Origin of the sequence: Pseudomonas sp. fls2-241-R2A-110 (assembly GCF_030209165.1) — a bacterium.
In the GTDB taxonomy this organism is placed as follows: domain Bacteria; phylum Pseudomonadota; class Gammaproteobacteria; order Pseudomonadales; family Pseudomonadaceae; genus Aquipseudomonas.
Genome location: NZ_JARVSN010000008.1, coordinates 44,812 through 63,501 on the forward strand (window position 1 = coordinate 44,812; position 18,690 = coordinate 63,501).

13 protein-coding genes are annotated in these 18,690 nt (G+C 59.5%); 8 read left to right on the forward strand and 5 right to left on the reverse strand.

Going from position 1 to position 18,690, the window contains the following annotated elements:
- Positions 1–196 precede the first annotated feature (196 nt).
- From tpx to QRN31_RS07110, 7 genes are all read left to right on the forward strand, one after another.
- Positions 197–697 carry a thiol peroxidase gene (gene tpx, locus QRN31_RS07080; protein WP_008030203.1) on the forward strand — a complete coding sequence of 167 codons (501 nt, stop codon included), beginning with the start codon at positions 197–199 and terminating at the stop codon, positions 695–697.
- A 180-nt stretch (positions 698–877) separates the two neighbouring features.
- Positions 878–2,197 (forward strand): MdtA/MuxA family multidrug efflux RND transporter periplasmic adaptor subunit, encoded by a 1,320-nt coding sequence (locus tag QRN31_RS07085; RefSeq protein ID WP_285431028.1) that lies wholly within the window; start codon positions 878–880, stop codon positions 2,195–2,197.
- The gene (locus QRN31_RS07090; protein ID WP_285431029.1) at positions 2,194–5,298 is read left to right on the forward strand and encodes an MdtB/MuxB family multidrug efflux RND transporter permease subunit; all 3,105 of its coding nucleotides are present in this window, start codon (positions 2,194–2,196) and stop codon (positions 5,296–5,298) included. The genes QRN31_RS07085 and QRN31_RS07090 overlap by 4 nt, the downstream gene beginning before the upstream one ends.
- Positions 5,295–8,402: an efflux RND transporter permease subunit gene (locus QRN31_RS07095; RefSeq protein ID WP_285431030.1), complete on the forward strand. Its 3,108-nt coding sequence runs from the start codon at positions 5,295–5,297 to the stop codon at positions 8,400–8,402. The genes QRN31_RS07090 and QRN31_RS07095 overlap by 4 nt, the downstream gene beginning before the upstream one ends.
- Positions 8,399–9,880, forward strand: a complete 1,482-nt coding sequence (locus QRN31_RS07100) for an efflux transporter outer membrane subunit (protein ID WP_285431032.1) — start codon at positions 8,399–8,401, stop codon at positions 9,878–9,880. Before QRN31_RS07095 ends, QRN31_RS07100 begins: the two co-directional genes overlap by 4 nt.
- 258 nt (positions 9,881–10,138) lie before the next feature.
- A complete protein-coding gene (locus QRN31_RS07105; protein ID WP_285431033.1) occupies positions 10,139–12,220 on the forward strand; it encodes a putative bifunctional diguanylate cyclase/phosphodiesterase in 2,082 nt (693 codons plus the stop codon).
- A gap of 91 nt (positions 12,221–12,311) precedes the next feature.
- Complete coding sequence (locus QRN31_RS07110; protein ID WP_285431034.1) at positions 12,312–13,058, forward strand: SDR family oxidoreductase; 747 nt, start codon at positions 12,312–12,314, stop codon at positions 13,056–13,058.
- A 150-nt stretch (positions 13,059–13,208) separates the two neighbouring features.
- Here the strand turns inward: QRN31_RS07110 and mapR are convergent, their stop codons facing one another.
- From mapR to QRN31_RS07125, 3 genes are all read right to left on the reverse strand, one after another.
- Positions 13,209–14,618: a GntR family transcriptional regulator MpaR gene (gene mapR / locus QRN31_RS07115; protein ID WP_285431035.1), complete on the reverse strand. Its 1,410-nt coding sequence runs from the start codon at positions 14,616–14,618 to the stop codon at positions 13,209–13,211.
- Between the two features lie 130 nt (positions 14,619–14,748).
- Positions 14,749–16,179 (reverse strand): cytochrome c oxidase accessory protein CcoG, encoded by a 1,431-nt coding sequence (gene ccoG, locus QRN31_RS07120; protein ID WP_285431036.1) that lies wholly within the window; start codon positions 16,177–16,179, stop codon positions 14,749–14,751.
- Positions 16,180–16,374: 195 nt separating this feature from the next.
- Positions 16,375–16,608 (reverse strand): DUF3203 family protein, encoded by a 234-nt coding sequence (locus QRN31_RS07125; RefSeq protein WP_285431037.1) that lies wholly within the window; start codon positions 16,606–16,608, stop codon positions 16,375–16,377.
- A gap of 123 nt (positions 16,609–16,731) precedes the next feature.
- Between QRN31_RS07125 and QRN31_RS07130 the strand changes: the two genes are divergently transcribed.
- Positions 16,732–17,223, forward strand: coding sequence for an MgtC/SapB family protein (locus QRN31_RS07130; RefSeq protein WP_285431038.1), 492 nt, complete (start codon positions 16,732–16,734; stop codon positions 17,221–17,223).
- A gap of 2 nt (positions 17,224–17,225) precedes the next feature.
- On the opposite strand, the gene QRN31_RS07135 is transcribed toward QRN31_RS07130, so the two are convergent.
- On the reverse strand, positions 17,226–17,936 hold the full coding sequence (locus tag QRN31_RS07135) for an ATP-binding cassette domain-containing protein (RefSeq protein ID WP_285431040.1): 711 nt from the start codon (positions 17,934–17,936) through the stop codon (positions 17,226–17,228).
- Entirely contained in the window at positions 17,936–18,682 is a 747-nt protein-coding gene (locus QRN31_RS07140; RefSeq protein WP_285431042.1) for an ABC transporter permease, read from the reverse strand. The genes QRN31_RS07135 and QRN31_RS07140 overlap by 1 nt, the downstream gene beginning before the upstream one ends.
- Positions 18,683–18,690: the final 8 nt, after the last annotated feature.

Genomic DNA, 18,690 nt, shown 5'->3' on the forward strand with positions numbered 1-18,690 from the left:
GCGGGCTTGCCCGCGATAGCGGTGTGTCAGCCGACATTTATTTTGAATGTCAGTCCGCAATCGCGAGCAGGCTCGCTCCGACAAAGATTTATGTTGTATACAAGTTTTGTATCGGGGATAGGTCGAAGGCCTCGTTTCGTGGTTAACTTCGGCCTCTTCAAAATTCTCTACAACAACGTTCAGAAGGACTCCGTTCATGGCTCAAGTCACTCTTAAAGGCAACCCGGTTCAAGTCAACGGCCAACTGCCACAAGCCGGTTCCAAGGCGCCAGCCTTTTCCCTGGTTGCTGGCAATCTGTCCGACGTGACCCTGGCGAGCTTCGCCGGCAAGCGCAAAGTGCTGAACATCTTCCCAAGCGTCGACACCCCGACCTGCGCAACGTCGGTTCGCAAGTTCAACGCCCAGGCCAACGATGTCGCCAACACCGTTGTGTTGTGCATCTCCGCTGACCTGCCGTTCGCCCAGGCACGCTTCTGCGGCGCCGAAGGCCTGGAAAACGTGCAGAATCTGTCGACCCTGCGCGGTGCCGAGTTCATCGAGAACTACGGCGTGGCCATCGCTGACGGCCCGCTCAAAGGCCTGACCGCCCGTGCGGTTGTTGTGCTGGACGAAAACGACAACGTGCTGCACAGCGAACTGGTCAAGGAAATCGCTGAAGAACCGAACTACGAAGCGGCACTTGCTGTTCTGAAATAAGCTTACTTTTTACAATTGTTAACGGCCTGGCCCTGTCCAGGCCGTTTTCATTTGTGCTTCAGTGTCTTAGATAAATCTCCTGTTACGTAAGCCAAAGGTAAATTGCCGGTAAAGGCGCTTTGCTTAATACCCGCCAGTGCTTATCGTTCAGCCTCCCGTAGAAAAAAGCTCACGCGCCCAATGGTTGATCATTCCATGCAATCCTCTGCTTCCCGTAATCCTCGTCGCTGGCTGCTCGGCCTGCTTGTCCTGTTGGTCATCGCTGGGCTGTGCTGGAAATTCTGGCCTGCCGGCAGTCACCAGAAGGAAAGTGCAGCTCCGAAAGCCGTCGCCGGGCACACCGGCAAGTCGGGAGGCATGCGTCCGGGCTTCGGCGGGGCGACCGGGCCGATCCCGGTGCGTGTAGCGCCGGCGGTCAAAGGTGATTTCCCGCTGTACTACAGGGCGTTGGGCACGGTCACCGCACTCAACACCATTAATGTGCGCAGCCGCGTTGGCGGCGAGTTGATGAGGATTGCCTTCGAAGAAGGGCAGATGGTCAAGGCCGGCGACCTGCTGGCTGAAATCGACCCGCGTCCTTACCAGAATGCCTTGCTCCAGGCCGAAGGCACGTTGCTGCAGAACCAGGCGCAATTGAAAAACGCCCAGGTCGATGTCGAGCGTTATCGGGGTCTGTTCAAGGAAGACAGCATCGCCAAGCAAACCCTGGACACCGCCGAAGCGCTGGTCGGCCAGTACCAGGGCACGGTCAAGACCAATCAGGCGGCAGTCAACGACGCCAAACTCAATCTGGAATTCACCAAGATCCGCGCCCCGATTGCCGGGCGTGTGGGCCTGCGGCAGCTGGACGTCGGTAACCTGGTGGCCGCCAACGACACCACGGCGCTGGCGATCATCACCCAGACCCAACCGATCAGCGTCGCCTTCACTTTGCCGGAGAACAGCCTTGACGTCGTATTGGCGCGCTATCGCACCGGCGCCAAATTGATCGCCGAAGCCTGGGACCGTGGTGACACGCAGTTACAGGCCACGGGCGTGTTGCAGAGCCTGGACAACCAGATCAACGTCACCACCGGCACCCTGAAATTCAAGGCGCGCTATGAGAACCGCGATCAGGTGTTATTCCCCAACCAGTTCGTCAACGTCCACCTGCTGGCCGACACCCTGAAAGGCGTGGTGCTCGCACCGTCGGCGGCGATTCAGTTCGGCACCAACGGCACGTTCGTCTATGCAATGGACGGCGACAAGAAGGTCACGATCCGCCAGTTGAAAGTCGGCGCCAGTGACGGTCAGAACACCGTGGTCACCGAAGGCCTCGCTCCGGGGGATCGCGTGGTCCTGGAAGGCACCGACCGCCTGAAGGAAGGCAGCGAAGTCGAAGTGGTCAACGACACCAAGGACGTACCGACCACCCCGACCGGCCACTTGCAGGGCAAATCGGCGGCCAGCTCGACTGAGCCTGAGACCACCACCGACAAGGCGAAAAAGGACGGCGCATGAACATCTCGCGGCTGTTCATCCTTCGCCCGGTCGCCACGACCCTGAGCATGTTGGCGATTATCCTGGCCGGGATCATCGCTTATCGGCTATTGCCGGTGTCGGCATTGCCGCAAGTCGATTACCCGACCATTCGGGTGATGACGCTGTACCCCGGCGCCAGCCCGGACGTCATGACCAGTGCCGTCACCGCGCCGCTGGAGCGTCAATTCGGGCAGATGCCCGGCCTGACCCAGATGGCGTCGACCAGCTCCGGCGGCGCCTCGGTGCTGACCCTGCGTTTCAGCCTCGACATCAACATGGACGTTGCCGAGCAGCAGGTGCAGGCCGCGATCAACGCCGCCACCAATTTGCTGCCCAAGGACCTGCCGGCACCGCCGGTGTACAACAAGGTCAACCCGGCGGACACCCCGGTGCTGACCCTCGCGATCACCTCAAAGACCATGCTGTTGCCCAAGCTCAATGACCTGGTCGACACCCGCATGGCGCAAAAAATCGCCCAGATCAGCGGGGTCGGCATGGTCAGCATTGCCGGCGGCCAGCGTCAGGCAGTGCGGATCAAGGTTAACCCGGAGGCCCTGGCGGCCAATGGTTTGAACCTGTCCGATGTACGCACCTTGATCGGCGCGTCCAACGTCAACCAGCCCAAGGGCAACTTCGACGGCCCGACCCGGGTCTCGATGCTCGATGCAAACGATCAACTGACGTCGCCCAAGGACTACGCCAACCTGATTCTGGCCTACGCCAACGGCGCGCCGTTGCGGCTCAAGGACGTCGCGGAAATCGTCGACGGCGCCGAGAACGAGCGGCTGGCGGCGTGGGCCAATGAAAACCAGGCAGTGCTGCTGAACATTCAGCGCCAGCCCGGCGCCAACGTCATCGAAGTGGTCGACCGGATCAAGGCGTTGCTGCCGAGCATCACCGACAATCTGCCGGCGGGCCTCGACGTCACGGTCCTCACCGACCGCACCCAGACCATTCGCGCCTCGGTCACTGACGTGCAACACGAGTTGCTGATCGCCATCGCGCTGGTGGTGATGGTGACGTTCCTGTTCCTGCGTCGAGCCAGTGCCACGATCATCCCGACGGTGGCCGTGCCGCTGTCGCTGATCGGTACGTTCGGCGTGATGTACCTGGCCGGGTTCTCGGTCAACAACCTGACCTTGATGGCCCTGACCATCGCCACCGGTTTCGTGGTGGACGATGCCATCGTGATGCTGGAGAACATCTCCCGGTTCATCGAAGAAGGCGACACGCCTCTGAATGCCGCGCTCAAGGGCGCCAAGCAGATCGGTTTCACCCTGATTTCCCTGACCCTGTCGCTGATCGCGGTGCTGATCCCGCTGCTGTTCATGGCCGACGTGGTGGGGCGGTTGTTCCGCGAGTTTGCGATCACCCTGGCGGTGGCAATCCTGATTTCCCTGGTTGTCTCCCTGACCCTGACGCCGATGATGTGCGCGCGCTTGCTCAAGCGTGAGCCGAAGGAAGAAGAGCAGGGCCGCTTCTACCGCGCCAGTGGCGCAGCAATTGACTGGATGATCGCAGGCTATGGGCGCAGGTTGCAGTGGGTGCTCAAGCACCAGCCACTGACCTTGCTGGTGGCCATCGGCACGCTGGCGCTGACCGTGTTCCTTTACATGGTCGTGCCCAAAGGCTTCTTCCCGGTGCAGGACACGGGCGTTATCCAGGGCATTTCCGAAGCACCGCAATCGATTTCCTTTGCGGCGATGAGCGAGCGCCAGCAGGAACTGGCCAAGGTGATCCTGGCCGATCCGGCGGTCGAAAGCCTGTCGTCCTACATCGGCGTCGACGGTGACAACTCGACATTGAACAGCGGTCGCCTGCTGATCAACCTCAAACCCCACAGCAACCGCGATTTGGGCGCGACCCAGGTGATCGCGCGCCTGCAACCGGAATTGGACAAACTGGTCGGTATCCGGCTGTTCATGCAACCGGTGCAGGACTTGACCATCGAAGACCGTGTCAGCCGCACGCAATACCAGTTCAGCATGTCATCGCCGGATTCGGAGTTGCTCAGCCTGTGGAGCGGGCGTCTGGTGCAAGCCCTGGCGCAACGGCCAGAACTGACTGACGTCGCCAGTGATTTGCAGGACAAGGGGTTGCAGGTTTACCTGGTGATCGACCGCGATGCGGCGTCACGGGTCGGGGTGTCGGTGTCGAACATTACCGACGCGCTGTACGACGCCTTCGGCCAGCGGCAGATTTCCACCATTTATACCCAGGCCAGCCAGTACCGCGTGGTGCTGCAATCGCAGTCCGGCGAGAAGATCGGCCCGGATGCTTTGAACCAGATTCACGTCAAGACCACCGACGGCGGGCAAGTGCGCCTGTCCAGCCTGGCGCACATCGAGGAGCGACAGGCGCAACTGGCGATCACCCACATCGGCCAGTTCCCGGCGGTGATGATGTCGTTCAACCTGGCGCCCGGCGTGGCGCTGGGGCATGCGGTCGAGATTATCGATCAGGTACAGAAAGACATCGGCATGCCGATTGGCGTGCAGACGCAGTTCCAGGGCGCCGCCGAGGCGTTCCAGGCTTCCTTGTCGAGCACCTTGCTGCTGATTCTGGCGGCGGTGGTGACGATGTACATCGTGCTTGGTGTGTTGTACGAGAGCTATATTCACCCGATCACCATTCTCTCGACCTTGCCCTCGGCGGCGGTCGGCGCCTTGCTGGCGCTGCTGTTGAGTGGCAATGACCTGGGGATGATCGCGATCATCGGCATCATTCTGCTGATCGGCATCGTGAAGAAGAACGCGATCATGATGATCGACTTCGCCCTCGACGCTGAGCGCAATCAGGGCATGGACCCGCAGACTGCGATTTATCAGGCGGCGTTGTTGCGCTTCCGGCCCATTTTGATGACCACGCTCGCTGCGTTGTTCGGCGCCGTGCCCTTGATGCTGGCCACCGGTTCCGGCGCGGAATTGCGTCAGCCTTTGGGTCTGGTGATGGTCGGCGGTTTGCTGGTGAGTCAGGTCCTGACGCTGTTCACCACGCCTGTCATCTATCTGTATTTCGACCGCCTCGGCCGGCGCTGGGGTCGCAAGCCTCAGTCCGTGGAAGCGGTAGAGCAGCCATGAACCTGTCCGGACCTTTCATCAAGCGCCCGGTCGCGACCATGTTGCTGAGCCTGGCGATCATGCTGCTGGGCGGTGTGTGCTTCGGCCTGTTGCCGGTGGCGCCATTGCCGCAGATGGATTTCCCGGTGATCGTGGTCCAGGCCAGCCTGCCTGGCGCGAGTCCTGAAGTGATGGCCTCGACCGTCGCCACGCCACTGGAGCGCTCGTTCGGCGCGATTGCCGGCGTCAACACCATGAGCAGCCGCTCCAGCCAGGGCTCGACCCGGGTGATTTTGCAGTTTGACCTCGACCGCGACATCAACGGCGCGGCCCGGGAAGTGCAAGCGGCGATCAACGCCTCGCGCAACCTGCTGCCCAGCGGGATGCGCAGCATGCCGACCTACAAGAAGGTCAACCCGTCCCAGGCGCCGATCATGGTGCTATCACTGACCTCCGATGTGCTGGAAAAAGGCCAGCTCTACGACCTGGCGTCGACGATTCTGTCCCAGAGCTTGTCCCAGGTGCAGGGCGTGGGTGAAGTGCAGATTGGCGGCAGCTCGTTGCCGGCCGTACGTATCGAACTCGAACCCCAGGCGCTCAACCAGTATGGCGTGGCCCTGGACGATGTGCGCAACACCATCGCCAACGCCAACGTGCGCAGGCCCAAAGGCTCGGTCGAAGACAGCCAGCGGCTGTGGCAGGTTCAGGCCAATGATCAGCTGGAAAAAGCCAAGGATTACGAGTCGCTGATCATCCACTACGCGGACGGCGCAGCGTTGCGCCTCAAGGACGTGGCCAAGGTCAGCGACGGCGTCGAGGACCGCTACAACAGCGGTTTCTTCAATAACGACGCGGCGGTACTGCTGGTGATCAACCGCCAGGCCGGCGCCAACATCATCGAGACGGTCAACGATATCAAGGCCCAGCTCCCGGCATTGCAAGCCGTGCTGCCGGCCAGCGTCAAACTGAACCTGGCGATGGACCGTTCGCCAGTGATCAAGGCGACCCTGCACGAAGCGGAAATGACCCTGCTGATCGCCGTGGCGCTGGTGATTCTGGTGGTGTTCCTGTTTCTCGGCAATTTCCGCGCTTCGCTGATTCCGACCCTGGCGGTGCCGGTGTCGCTGGTCGGCACCTTTGCGGTGATGTACCTCTACGGGTTCTCGCTGAACAACTTGTCGCTGATGGCGCTGATCCTGGCCACCGGGCTGGTGGTGGACGATGCGATCGTGGTGCTGGAAAACATCTCCCGGCACATCGATGAGGGCGTGCCGCCGATGAAGGCCGCATACCTTGGGGCGCAGGAAGTCGGCTTCACCTTGCTGTCGATGAACGTCTCGCTGGTGGCGGTGTTCCTGTCGATCCTGTTCATGGGCGGGATCATTGAAAGCCTGTTTCGCGAGTTTTCCATCACGCTGGCGGCGTCCATCGTTGTGTCGCTGGTGGTGTCCCTGACGCTGACGCCGATGCTCTGTGCGCGTTGGTTGAAGCCGCACACGCCGGGCCAGGAAAACCGTTTGCAGCGCTGGAGCCAGCGCGCCAATGAGTGGATGGTCGGTAAATACGCGACCAGTCTCGACTGGGTGCTGCGTCATCGTCGACTGACGTTGCTCAGTTTGTTTTTGACAGTCGGCGTTAATATTGCGCTGTATATCGTTGTTCCTAAAACCTTTATGCCTCAGCAGGATACCGGTCAGCTGATCGGTTTCGTGCGCGGCGATGACGGTTTGTCGTTCAGCGTCATGCAGCCGAAAATGGAAATTTTCCGCCGCGCCGTTCTCAAAGACGATGCGGTGGAAAGTGTCGCCGGCTTCATTGGCGGCACCAACGGCACCAATAACGCGTTCATGCTGGTCCGCCTGAAACCGATCAAGGAACGCAACATTTCCGCGCAGAAGGTGATTGAACGCCTGCGCAAGGAAATGCCAAAGGTGCCTGGCGCGCAATTGATGCTGATGGCTGATCAGGATCTGCAGTTCGGCGGCGGTCGCGAGCAAACCACGTCGCAATATTCCTACATCCTGCAAAGCGCCGACCTCGGCAAGTTGCGCGAGTGGTATCCCAAAGTCGTGACAGCCTTGAAGGCGTTGCCGGAACTAACGGCGATTGACGCTCGCGAGGGACGCGGCGCGCAACAGGTGACGCTGATTGTTGATCGCGATCAGGCCAAGCGCCTGGGCGTCGACATGAACATGGTCACCGCGGTGCTGAACAACGCCTACAGCCAGCGGCAGATTTCGACGATTTACGACAGCCTCAACCAGTATCAGGTGGTGATGGAGGTCAATCCGAAATATGCCCAGGACCCGATCACCCTCAAGCAGGTGCAGGTGATCACTGCCGACGGTGCGCGGATTCCGCTTTCAACCATCGCCCATTACGAAAACAGCCTGGAAGACGACCGCGTCAGCCACGAAGGCCAATTCGCATCCGAAAGCATCGCCTTCGACATGGCCGAAGGCGTGACGGTGGAGCAGGGCACGGCGGCCATCGAGCGGGCGATTGCCCGGCTCGGCATGCCGGAAGACGTGATCGTGAAAATGGCCGGCACCGCCAACGCCTTCGCCGCCACCCAGAAGAGCCAGCCGTTCATGATTCTCGGCGCGCTGGTGGCGGTGTATCTGGTGTTGGGTGTGCTGTATGAAAGCTATATTCACCCGCTGACCATTCTGTCGACATTGCCGTCGGCCGGGGTCGGCGCGTTGCTGTCGATCTATGCGCTGGGTGGCGAGTTCAGTCTGATTTCGTTGCTCGGGCTGTTCTTGCTGATCGGCGTGGTAAAGAAAAACGCCATTTTGATGATCGACCTCGCATTGCAACTGGAACGGCACCAGGGCCTGACCCCGCTGGAGTCGATCCGCAGCGCCTGTCTGCAACGTCTGCGACCGATTTTGATGACCACCTTGGCGGCGATCCTCGGCGCGCTGCCATTGCTGCTGAGCCGTGCCGAAGGGGCGGAAATGCGGCAGCCGCTGGGCCTGACCATCATCGGCGGGCTGATTTTCAGCCAGGTGCTGACCCTTTACACCACCCCGGTGGTTTACCTCTACCTCGACAAACTGCGCCATCGCTTCAACAAATGGCGTGGAGTGCGTACCGATGCTGCTCTGGAAACTCCGCTATGACTGACCGATCGCTTATCAATCTGGCTACCCCGTTGGCGGCGGCCCGGGGCTCGCGTCTGCTGAGCCTGACGCTGTGCGTGGCGATGCTCAGCGCTTGCGCTGTCGGCCCGGACTACCAGCGTCCGCCCGCCGCGACGCCGGTGCAATACAAGGAAGCGGCAGGCTGGCGTCAGGCCAAGCCCAGCGATTCCCTGGCGCGCGGCGCCTGGTGGGAGTTATATGGCGACCAGCAGCTCAATGGCCTGATCGAAAAACTCAACAGTTCCAACCAGACCGTCGCCCAGTCCGAAGCCCAGTACCGTCAGGCCCAGGCGTTGGTGCGCAGTGCCCGGGGCGCGTTTTTTCCGACGGTGGACCTGACTGTCAGTAAAAGCCGCTCCAGCCAAGGCACCGGCAGCAGCAATTCGAGCCTGACCAGTTCCTCCAGCGGCATTCGTGACACCTACACCGCGCAGGCCGGTGTCAGTTGGGAAGCCGACATCTGGGGCAAGTTGCGCCGAGGGCTCGAAGCAGACACCGCCAACGCCCAGGCCAGTTTTGCCGACCTGGCGGCGATGCGCCTGAGCCAGCAATCGGAGCTGGTGCAGAATTACCTGCAATTGCGGGTGATCGACGAGCAGAAACGCCTGTTGGAAGCGACCGTCGAAGCTTATCAACGCTCGCTGAAAATGACCGAAAACCAATACCGCGCCGGTGTCTCCGGCAAGGACGCGGTTGCCCAGGCGCAGACACAACTCAAAAGCACCCAGGCGGACATGGTCGACCTGATCTGGCAGCGTGCCCAGTTCGAGAACGCCATTGCCGTACTGATCGGGCTGCCGCCTGCGGAGTTCACCCTGGTCGAGACCAAGGACATCCCGGCGTTGCCCGAAGTCCCGCTAAGCCTGCCTTCGCAGTTGCTTGAGCGCCGCCCGGACATCGCTTCCGCGGAGCGTTCGGTGATGGCGGCCAACGCCAACATCGGCGTGGCCAAGGCCGCGTACTACCCGGACCTGACCCTGAGCCTGAATGGCGGCTACAGCAGCAGCACCTTTTCCAACTGGATCAGCTTGCCGAACCGGTTCTGGTCGGTCGGGCCGCAGTTGGCCATGACCCTGTTCGACGGCGGCCAGCGTTCCGCTGAAGTCGATCGCAGCGAAGCGGCCTACGACGAAACCGTGGCCAAGTACCGCCAGACCGTGCTCGATGGTTTCCGCGAGGTGGAAAACTATCTGGTGCAGCTCAAGGTGCTGGAGGACGAAGCGGGCGTGCGTCAGGAAGCGCTGGATGCTGCGCGTGAATCATTGCGCCTGATCCAGAACCAGTACAAGGCCGGGTTGATTGCGTATCTGGATGTGGTGGTGGTTCAGGCCACGGCGTTGAATAACGAACGCAACGTGCTGAGTTTGTTGCAGAGCCGCCTGATCGCCAGTGTGCAGTTGATCGCAGCGCTGGGCGGTGGCTGGGACGGGGAGCTTCAGGTCAGCAATAAGGATTGATCCGGCTTGTTGCAGCGGGTCTTGATCGCTCCCACGCAGCGTTCTGGCATGGGACGCGGAGCGTCCTTGGCTGCATTCCCACGCAGAGCGTGGGAATGATCGGCAAGGGACGGCGAAGATTTATCAAACAAGCGTTTCATCGGCTTGATGGCCATTTGACCATTATTGTCAGTGCGTTCTTTTGCGTAATCAGTACAATCGCCGGATTTGCCCTGTCGAGAACGGAAGCAGTACGGTGGGGCGGTCGCGAGAAGTCACATGCTCATCGGTAGCTATTCACCCACGCTGGTCATCATTTCGCTTTGTGTGGCGATTCTCGCCTCCTATACCGCGCTCGACCTGACCGAGCGCATTGCCACGGCCAAAGGCCGGGCCGTGTTCCTATGGACCGCGGGTGGCGCCTTGGCCATGGGCGTTGGCGTCTGGTCGATGCACTTTATCGGCATGCTCGCGTTCACCTTACCCATCGATCTGGGGTACGACTTCGTCCTGACGGCCCTGTCGCTGTTGACTGCGATCCTGTCCTGCGGCTTTGCCTTGTGGCTGGTCAGCCAGCCACGCCTGCCTGCCTGGCAACTGGGGTTTGGCGCGTTGATCATGGGCGCGGGGATCAGCGCGATGCATTACACCGGCATGGCCGCCATGCGCATGCAACCGGGTATCGATTACGACCCGACGCTGTTCAGTGCTTCGTTGCTGATCGCTGTCGGTGCATCCGGCGCGGCGTTGTGGATTGCCTTCCGCCTGCGTCAGCACACACCGTACGTAGGCCTGTTGCGCGCGGGGGCCGCGGTCATCATGGGACTGGCCATCGTCGGCATGCACTACACCGCCATGGCCGCGGCGCGTTTCCCGGATGGCAGCTTCTGCGGCGCCGCGGTCACGGGCTTGAACGGCAAGGGCCTGGACAACCTGGTGCTGATCACCACGCTGGCGGTGTTGAGCATCGCCTTGTTGACGTCGGTGCTGGATGCGCGTCTTGAAGCACGCACCGCCGACCTCGCACGCTCCCTGACGGAAGCCAATCGCGAGCTGACCCAATTGGCCCTGCACGACACCCTTACCGGTTTGCCCAATCGCATGTTGCTCGCCGACCGCATCGAGCAAGCCATGTCCAAGGTGAACGAGCAGGGCGGTTGTTTTGCGCTGATGTTCATCGACCTGGATGGCTTCAAACCGGTCAACGACGCCTTCGGTCACCACATGGGCGATCAGTTGCTGCGTGAAGTCGGCCTGCGCCTGCGCGAGGATTTGCGCAGCCAGGACACCTTGGCGCGAATCGGTGGCGATGAGTTTGTGCTATTGGTGCGCCTCAGTGAGCCGAACGATGCATTGGACCTGGCGGCTCGGCAGGTCGCGTTGATCGGTAGTTCGTTCCGGGTCGCCGAACATGATCTGCAGATTTCCGCCAGTGTCGGCATTGCGCTGTTTCCGGGCAACGGCCAGACAGCCCAGGAATTGCTGATGAACGCCGACGCGGCGATGTACCACGCCAAGGGTGCCGGGAAAAACGGCTACAGTTTTTTCGATGCCTCGATGAACAGTAACGCGCGCATCCAGCTGCAATTGCTGCAGGACTTGCGCAACGCCCTCGATCAGCAACAGTTCAGCCTCTATTACCAACCCAAATTCGACGCCGGCAATGGTCGCCCGGTGGGCGCCGAGGCGCTGCTGCGCTGGGTGCACCCGACCCAGGGCATGCTGCTGCCGGACAGGTTCATCGACCTTGCGGAAAAAACCGGGTTGATCATTCCCATAGGTGAATGGGTGCTGAACGAAGCCTGCCGTCAGATGCGCGAGTGGTATGTGCTGGGCTACACCGACTGGCGCATCGCGGTGAATCTCTCGGCGTTACAGTTCTGCCACAAGGGCCTGGTCAATAGCGTCTCCAAAGCCTTGGCTACCCATCAGTTGCCGGCGAACAGCCTGACCCTGGAAATCACCGAAACCACCGCCATGAGTGATGCCGACGCGAGCATGACGGTTCTTCAGGAACTCTCGGAAATGGGCGTCGATCTGTCGATCGATGACTTTGGCACCGGCTACTCGAGTTTGATGTACCTCAAGCGCCTACCGGCCAACGAGTTGAAGATTGACCGTGGTTTTGTCCGCGATCTGGAACACGACAGTGACGATGCGGCCATTGTCTCGGCCATCGTCGCCCTCGGTCAGGCGTTGGGCCTGCGCATTGTTGCCGAAGGCGTGGAGACCGGTGTCCAGCAGGATTTCCTGACCCAGCTGGGCTGCGACTCGTTACAGGGTTACCTCTTGGGGCACCCGCTGCCCGCGGATCGCTTCATGATCGACATTCATCGCGGGGAGCAGCGGGCAGTCGGTTGAAACGACGTGTGATTGATGTGAGTCCATGCAAAAGCCGGCAATGGCGGTTATTCTTGGCCCCGACTGCTTAGGTTTGTTAGGGGACGCACGCATGGATAAAGTCATTCTCATCACTGGCGGCAGCCGTGGCATCGGCGCCGCAACCGCGCTGTTGGCCGCCGCGCAGGGCTATCGGATCTGCATCAATTACCAGGCCGACGAAGCGGCTGCGCAACGTGTACTGGAGCAAGTCCGCGCGTTGGGTGCACAAGCCATCGCGGTTCGCGCCGACGTCAGCATCGAAGACGAAGTCATCGGCTTGTTCCACCGGGTGGACACTGAACTGGGCCGGCTGACGGCGCTGGTGAACAATGCCGGCACGGTGGGGCAAAAGTCCCGTGTCGACGAAATGTCCGAATTCCGCATTCTCAGAACCCTTAAAACCAACGTCCTGGCACCGATCCTCTGCGCCAAGCACGCGGTCCTGCGCATGTCGCCCAAACATGGCGGGCAGGGTGGCAGCATCGTCAATGTGTCATCGGTGGCCTCGCGCCTGGGCTCGCCCAACGAATATGTGGATTACGCGGCATCGAAAGGCGCGCTGGACAGCTTCACCGTCGGCCTGTCCAAAGAGGTGGCGGGCGAGGGCATTCGCGTCAACGCGGTGCGGCCGGGGTTTATCTACACCGACTTCCACGCACTCAGCGGTGACCCGGACCGGGTCAGCAAGCTCGAATCGGCGATTCCGATGGCGCGGGGCGGGCGGCCGGACGAGGTGGCAGAGGCGATTATCTGGTTGTTGTCGGACAAGGCGTCTTATGCGACCGGGACTTTTGTTGATCTTGCGGGCGGGCGATAATTTTTGAGATTTGCGGTGCCGGCACTGGCCTCTTCGCGGGCAAGCCCGCTCCCACAGTGGATCAGGATGAACAGAAAATTATTGAGCACCAAAAAAACCTGTGGGAGCGGGCTTGCCCGCGAAGGGGTCGGACCAGCCAGCATCCAATTGTCAGAACGACCGCACAATCCGCCCCAACGTCTCCATCGCCTTCTCCGATTCCTCGGTCCACGGGCTCCCGTAATTCAGGCGGATACAGTTCCTGAACCGCTGGGTCGGTGAAAAGATCGGCCCCGGCGCGATGCTGATGCCCTGCGCCAGTGCCATCTGAAACAACTTCAACGAATCCATCTGCGCCGGCAGCTCCAGCCACAGGAAGTAGCCGCCGGCCGGTTGGCTGACGCGTGTCTGCGCCGGAAAGTAGCGGGCAATTGCAGCGAGCATGGCGCTTTGCTGTTCTTCCAGAGCGTAACGCAGTTTGCGCAGGTGCCGGTCGTAGCCGCCGTGTTGCAGGTAGTCGGCGATGGCGGCCTGGGCCGGCATCGAGGCGCACAGCGACGTCATGAGTTTCAGCCGTTCGATTTTCTGCGCATAACGCCCGGCGGCGACCCAGCCGATGCGGTAGCCGGGGGCAAGGCTCTTGGCGAACGAACCGCAGTGCATCACCAACCCTTCTGTATCAAAAGCCTTGGCCGGTTTCGGCGCTTGCTGGCCGTAATAGAGTTCGGCGTAGACATCGTCTTCAATCAGCGGCACTTGGTGGCGGCGCAATAATTCGACCAGTTCCTGCTTCTTGGCCTCGGGCATGGTCGCGCCCATGGGATTCTGGAAGCTGGTCATGCACCAGCACGCCTTGATCGGATGGCGTTCCAGGGTTTGCGCGAGCACGCCAAGGTCGATGCCGTCGCGTGGGTGCACCGGAATCTCGACGGCTTTGAGCTTCAACCGCTCGAGTATTTGCAGGCAGGCATAGAACGCCGGCGCTTCGATGGCGACCAGGTCGCCGGGTTCGGTGACGGCTTGCAGGCACAGGTTCAAGGCTTCCAGCGCGCCGTTGGTGATCAGCAATTCTTCCATGGGCAGCATCAGCCCGCCGACCATGTAGCGCAGGGCGATTTGTCGGCGCAGTTGCGGGTTGCCCGGCGACATGTCGGTGACGACCATGCGCGGGTCCATGTCCCGGGCAGCACTGGCCAAGGAGCGCGACAGTCGTTGCAGCGGGAACAGGGTCGGGCTGGGAAAAGCCGAGCCGAAGGGCACCGTGGTCGGGTCCTTGATCGAGTCGAGCACCGAGAACACCAGTTCGCTGACGTCGACTTCAGTGGATTCGTTGACCTGGCTGCTGATCACCGGCTCCGAAAACGGGCTCGGCGCATGGGCGTTGACGAAGTAGCCGGAGCGCGGCCGGGCGCGGATCAGGCCTCGGCGTTCGAGCAGGTAGTAGGCCTGGAACACCGTGGACGGGCTGACCCCGTAGGTCTGGCTGGCGTAGCGCACCGACGGTACGCGCTGACCGGGGCCAAGGACGCCGGAGCGGATCAGTTCTGCGATGTCGTCGGCGAATTTTTCGTAGCGTTTCATCAAGTGCCTGGATGTGATTCAGTCAGAAAAATCGAGGTGACTGCATCGCCAGCAAGCTCGCTCCCACAGGTATTGCAGTGTCCTTGTGGGAGCGAGCTTGCTCGCGAATGGCGCCCCGCAGTCTAAAGCTTTAACGGTTCATCGGCGCCACAAACCGGCTTTTTGCCACGCTATAAATGCCTGGTTCATCGCTGTCGACAATCTTGAAACTGATCGTCTGTGAACTGCTGCTCGGACGTTCTGCCAGCAGGGCCACCGACACCGGTACATCGACAATCTCCCCCGGTGCCAGACTCAGTTCGGTCTTGCCTTGCAGCTGGAAACCGTCGCCCTCCACCAGGCTCAGTCGATAGTCCTGGCGCACCTGAGTCTTGTTGATGACCTTCAGGCTGTAGATGTTTTCGATCTGCCCCTGACTGTTCTCACGGAACAGACCGCGATCCTTGCTGACATCCAGCGACACCATCGGCCGTTCGACCAGGGCAAGTACGAGGGCGCCGATCATCACCAGCAGCACGGCGGTGTAACCAATCAGCCGTGGCCGTAACAGGCGGGTCTTGCCACCCTGCAACTCACGCTCCGAGGTATAGCTGATCAGGCCGGGGGCGTAGCCCATTTTGTCCATGATCGAATCACAGGCGTCGATACACGCCGCGCAGCCGATGCATTCCATCTGCAAGCCGTCGCGAATATCGATCCCGGTCGGGCAGACCTGCACGCACAGTTGGCAGTCGATGCAATCACCGAGGCCCACTTCGGCCGGTTTCACCTCGCGTTTGCGCGGGCCACGGTTTTCGCCACGGGCCACGTCATAGGAAATGGTCAGGGTGTCCTTGTCGAACATCACACTCTGGAATCGCGCATACGGGCACATGTGCATGCACACCGCTTCACGCAGCCAGCCAGCATTGATGTACGTCGCGCCGGTAAAAAACAGCACCCAGAACAGGCTGACGCCGCCCATCTGCAAGGTCAGCAGTTCTTCGGCCAGGGGCCGGATCGGCGTGAAGTAGCCGACAAAGGTCAGGCCCGTCAGCAGGCTGATCGCCAGCCACAGGGTGTGCTTGGCCGAGCGGCGCAGCAGTTTGTTCAGGCCCCACGGCGCGGCCTGCAGCTTGATGCGCTGGTTGCGCTCACCTTCGGTGATCTTCTCGCACCACATGAAAATCCAGGTCCACGAGCTCTGCGGGCAGGTGTAGCCGCACCACACCCGGCCGGCAAACACCGTGATCGCGAACAGGCCGAACGCGGCAATGATCAGCAACGCCGAGAGCAGGATGAAATCCTGCGGCCAAAAGGTCGCGCCGAAGATATGGAACTTGCTTTCGGAAAGGTCCCAGAGCACCGCCTGACGATTGCCCCAGTTCAGCCACACAGTGCCGAAGAACAGCAAAAACAGACATCCGGCGCCACTCAGGCGCAGGGTGCGGAACAGGCCGGTAAAGCTGCGGGTGTGAATCAGGTTGTCGCTGGACTTGGCCTTCATCTTTGGACGCGAAGGCTCATAGGTCTGGACTGGCGGGACGCTTTCTATGGTTCGGACGGGGATTCTATCGCTCATGGTCTTTCGCTCATCAGCCTCCATCAGGCATGAGCACTATGACCAGCGATCTGTTTGCATAACAGACTCAGGTATTGCAATAAAAAGCGGATCAGATGGGTATCGATGCGCTACCTGCGACAACTTGATGCACCCGGCGTTGCAGGATGCAGGCGCCTGTATCAGTCGCCTGCGGGAGGTGTTGATGCAGGTCAGTCAAATAACCGAATCACTCTCGGTGGCCTTCAAATGCCTGCGACCGTCAACGGCGCCTGCTACGGTCAATGCGTCGGCTTCTGCTTCGGTGATGTAGACAAGCTGGCCGTCGAGCTCCACCGCTGACATGGCTTTATCCGGGTCAGTGATGATGGTGACGTCGGGGCACAGGCGAATTTCTTCACCGTTTTCCGTTGTGAAAAAGCATGTCTGGTTTTCGATGCGCACAGTCATGAACGTGTCCTTTTCTCTGCGGGTTCTACAGTGTTAGGGCTCAGCCGGGGATCATCGTTCGGTGCAACCGATTAATGGTCGGTGCGGTCCATGCTCTAACGAGCAATCACAAGGATTTGCACCATGAACGCCTGGTGGCATGAGGTTTGGGTGACGCTGCAAGCGGAATTCGCCGACATTGGCGATGCGTCGCAACTGACGCGCATCACCGTGCGGCTGCTGATTGCTGCGTTGCTGGGCGGCATTCTTGGTTTTGAACGCGAGCAAAAGGGCAAGGCTGCAGGTGTTCGCACGCACATGCTGGTGGCGCTGGGCGCGGCATTGTTTGTCCTGGTGCCACAGATGTCCGGCTCCCAGGCCGACGCCATGAGTCGGGTGGTGCAGGGCGTGATCGCCGGCATCGGCTTTCTCGGCGCTGGCACTATCCTGAAAAACCAGGAGGGCGATGAAGGCCACGTCAAAGGCCTGACCACCGCCGCCGGGTTGTGGATGACGGCGGCGATAGGCGTGTCGGCGGGATTGGGGCGTGAAGCAACGGCAGTGCTCAGCACGTTGCTGGCACTGGGGATATTTAGCTTGATGCCGAGAGTTGTCCGGATGTTTGAAAAACAATGACGCTAATCAGTCGATGACGCTGCACGGATGAATGCGTCATCCACGTTCGTTGCTTCATAGTAGTTGGTGAATTCCTGTCCGCTGCTGAACTTGCTGAATTGGCGATTACTGATCATATAAAAGTAGTCGCAGTTGTCGACCACTTCTTGGGTGTTGTGAGATGACACAAGAATTGCGGTTCCGTCCTTTACAGCGCCGTGCAGGCACTTCCATATGTAATGGCGAAATTCAGGGTCGACCCCGGCAGTTGGCTCGTCAAGTATTATAAGGTCTGCGTTCAATGCCAGTAGTGTCAGTGTGAAAAACCAGCGTTTTTCGCCGTAACTGCACGTTGATGATTTTCTTTTCCAGATTTTTTTGTAGCGCTGGACTACTTCAGGGCTCCACGTTTCAAGTTTTGCCAGTACGTTGTCCTGTGTGACATTGTCTGGTGAGCAAAGTAGGGCGGTTATTTTAAAGATGTCAAACATGTGGAGCGTGTGCGGAGTGGTAATTGTCTGAGACAGGTAGAGTTTTTTTATGAAGGTGTTAGACATAGTTGAGTCATTTCGGTTGTGCAGGCCACAGACGATGTCAAAAAAAGTCGTCTTTCCACTGCCATTCGGTCCGAGTAAACCGACGAGGTTTCCAGGCTCCACCTTTAATGTCGCATTTTCAAATAAAGGATGTTTAAAGTGGCTAAATGTCAGTTTGTCCACGGTTAACGAGTTCATTAGTATCTGCTCCATACCGGATTGATTCTAAGTTGATGGGTCGTTAATGCAAAGTTAAATACAAATAGGAGTGTGGTGCAAATAACGATGCCCGGAGTGTGCCAAATACCCAGTATCATCGTGTTCTTGGCGAGCCAGAGGGGATTCAAAAGATGAATTAAATTCGGTGCGTCTTGCGGCATGTCGGCACCATAGATGCCGAGAATTAACATGGAAAATGATAAGATCGAAAACAATGTGTTGGCACCTTGGAAGTTGCAAGGGAGTAGCGTTAACAACAGCGCGGGTATGCTGAAACAGAGGAAGCAGGAATAAAATCGAAAAACGATCAGGTACAACTCTTCGAAGTCCGGTGTGCCAAACGCCACTCGTGTAAGGCAGTAGAACGCTACGCAATAAAAAATCGAAATACAGGAGTAGGCCATTAACTTGGCCATCAGAAAAACAACTCTGGATTCGAGGGTGTAGATGAATGAGCGGATATACCCGCTTTCTCTGCGACCAATTATATAAAATGCCAGTCCGAAAAGCGCTACGTTCGATGCGATGTACGCATAGAACCAGGAGGTGGTTTCTATATAGTTTGATTCGAATACAAAGGTGCGATTTCTTGTGTAGTTCAATAGATAGAAGATGGCGGCTGGAGAAAGTAATGTCCAGAAGAAAGCGGTTGGCTCCTTGAGTTGCTCCTTAATAAAAATGAAGGCTAGTTGAGTGGCACGTCCGAAAATATGGGTAGGTATCATTTTTATTC

What these genes read in the sequence shown, in the direction of transcription:
- tpx (WP_008030203.1), top strand. Translation starts at nt 197, where the DNA reads ATGGCTCAAGTCACTCTTAAAGGCAACCCGGTTCAAGTCAACGGCCAA.
- QRN31_RS07085 (WP_285431028.1), top strand. Translation starts at nt 878, where the DNA reads ATGGTTGATCATTCCATGCAATCCTCTGCTTCCCGTAATCCTCGTCGC.
- QRN31_RS07090 (WP_285431029.1), top strand. Translation starts at nt 2,194, where the DNA reads ATGAACATCTCGCGGCTGTTCATCCTTCGCCCGGTCGCCACGACCCTG.
- QRN31_RS07095 (WP_285431030.1), top strand. Translation starts at nt 5,295, where the DNA reads ATGAACCTGTCCGGACCTTTCATCAAGCGCCCGGTCGCGACCATGTTG.
- QRN31_RS07100 (WP_285431032.1), top strand. Translation starts at nt 8,399, where the DNA reads ATGACTGACCGATCGCTTATCAATCTGGCTACCCCGTTGGCGGCGGCC.
- QRN31_RS07105 (WP_285431033.1), top strand. Translation starts at nt 10,139, where the DNA reads ATGCTCATCGGTAGCTATTCACCCACGCTGGTCATCATTTCGCTTTGT.
- QRN31_RS07110 (WP_285431034.1), top strand. Translation starts at nt 12,312, where the DNA reads ATGGATAAAGTCATTCTCATCACTGGCGGCAGCCGTGGCATCGGCGCC.
- mapR (WP_285431035.1), bottom strand. Translation starts at nt 14,618, where the DNA reads ATGAAACGCTACGAAAAATTCGCCGACGACATCGCAGAACTGATCCGC.
- ccoG (WP_285431036.1), bottom strand. Translation starts at nt 16,179, where the DNA reads ATGAGCGATAGAATCCCCGTCCGAACCATAGAAAGCGTCCCGCCAGTC.
- QRN31_RS07125 (WP_285431037.1), bottom strand. Translation starts at nt 16,608, where the DNA reads ATGACTGTGCGCATCGAAAACCAGACATGCTTTTTCACAACGGAAAAC.
- QRN31_RS07130 (WP_285431038.1), top strand. Translation starts at nt 16,732, where the DNA reads ATGAACGCCTGGTGGCATGAGGTTTGGGTGACGCTGCAAGCGGAATTC.
- QRN31_RS07135 (WP_285431040.1), bottom strand. Translation starts at nt 17,936, where the DNA reads ATGAACTCGTTAACCGTGGACAAACTGACATTTAGCCACTTTAAACAT.
- QRN31_RS07140 (WP_285431042.1), bottom strand. Translation starts at nt 18,682, where the DNA reads ATGATACCTACCCATATTTTCGGACGTGCCACTCAACTAGCCTTCATT.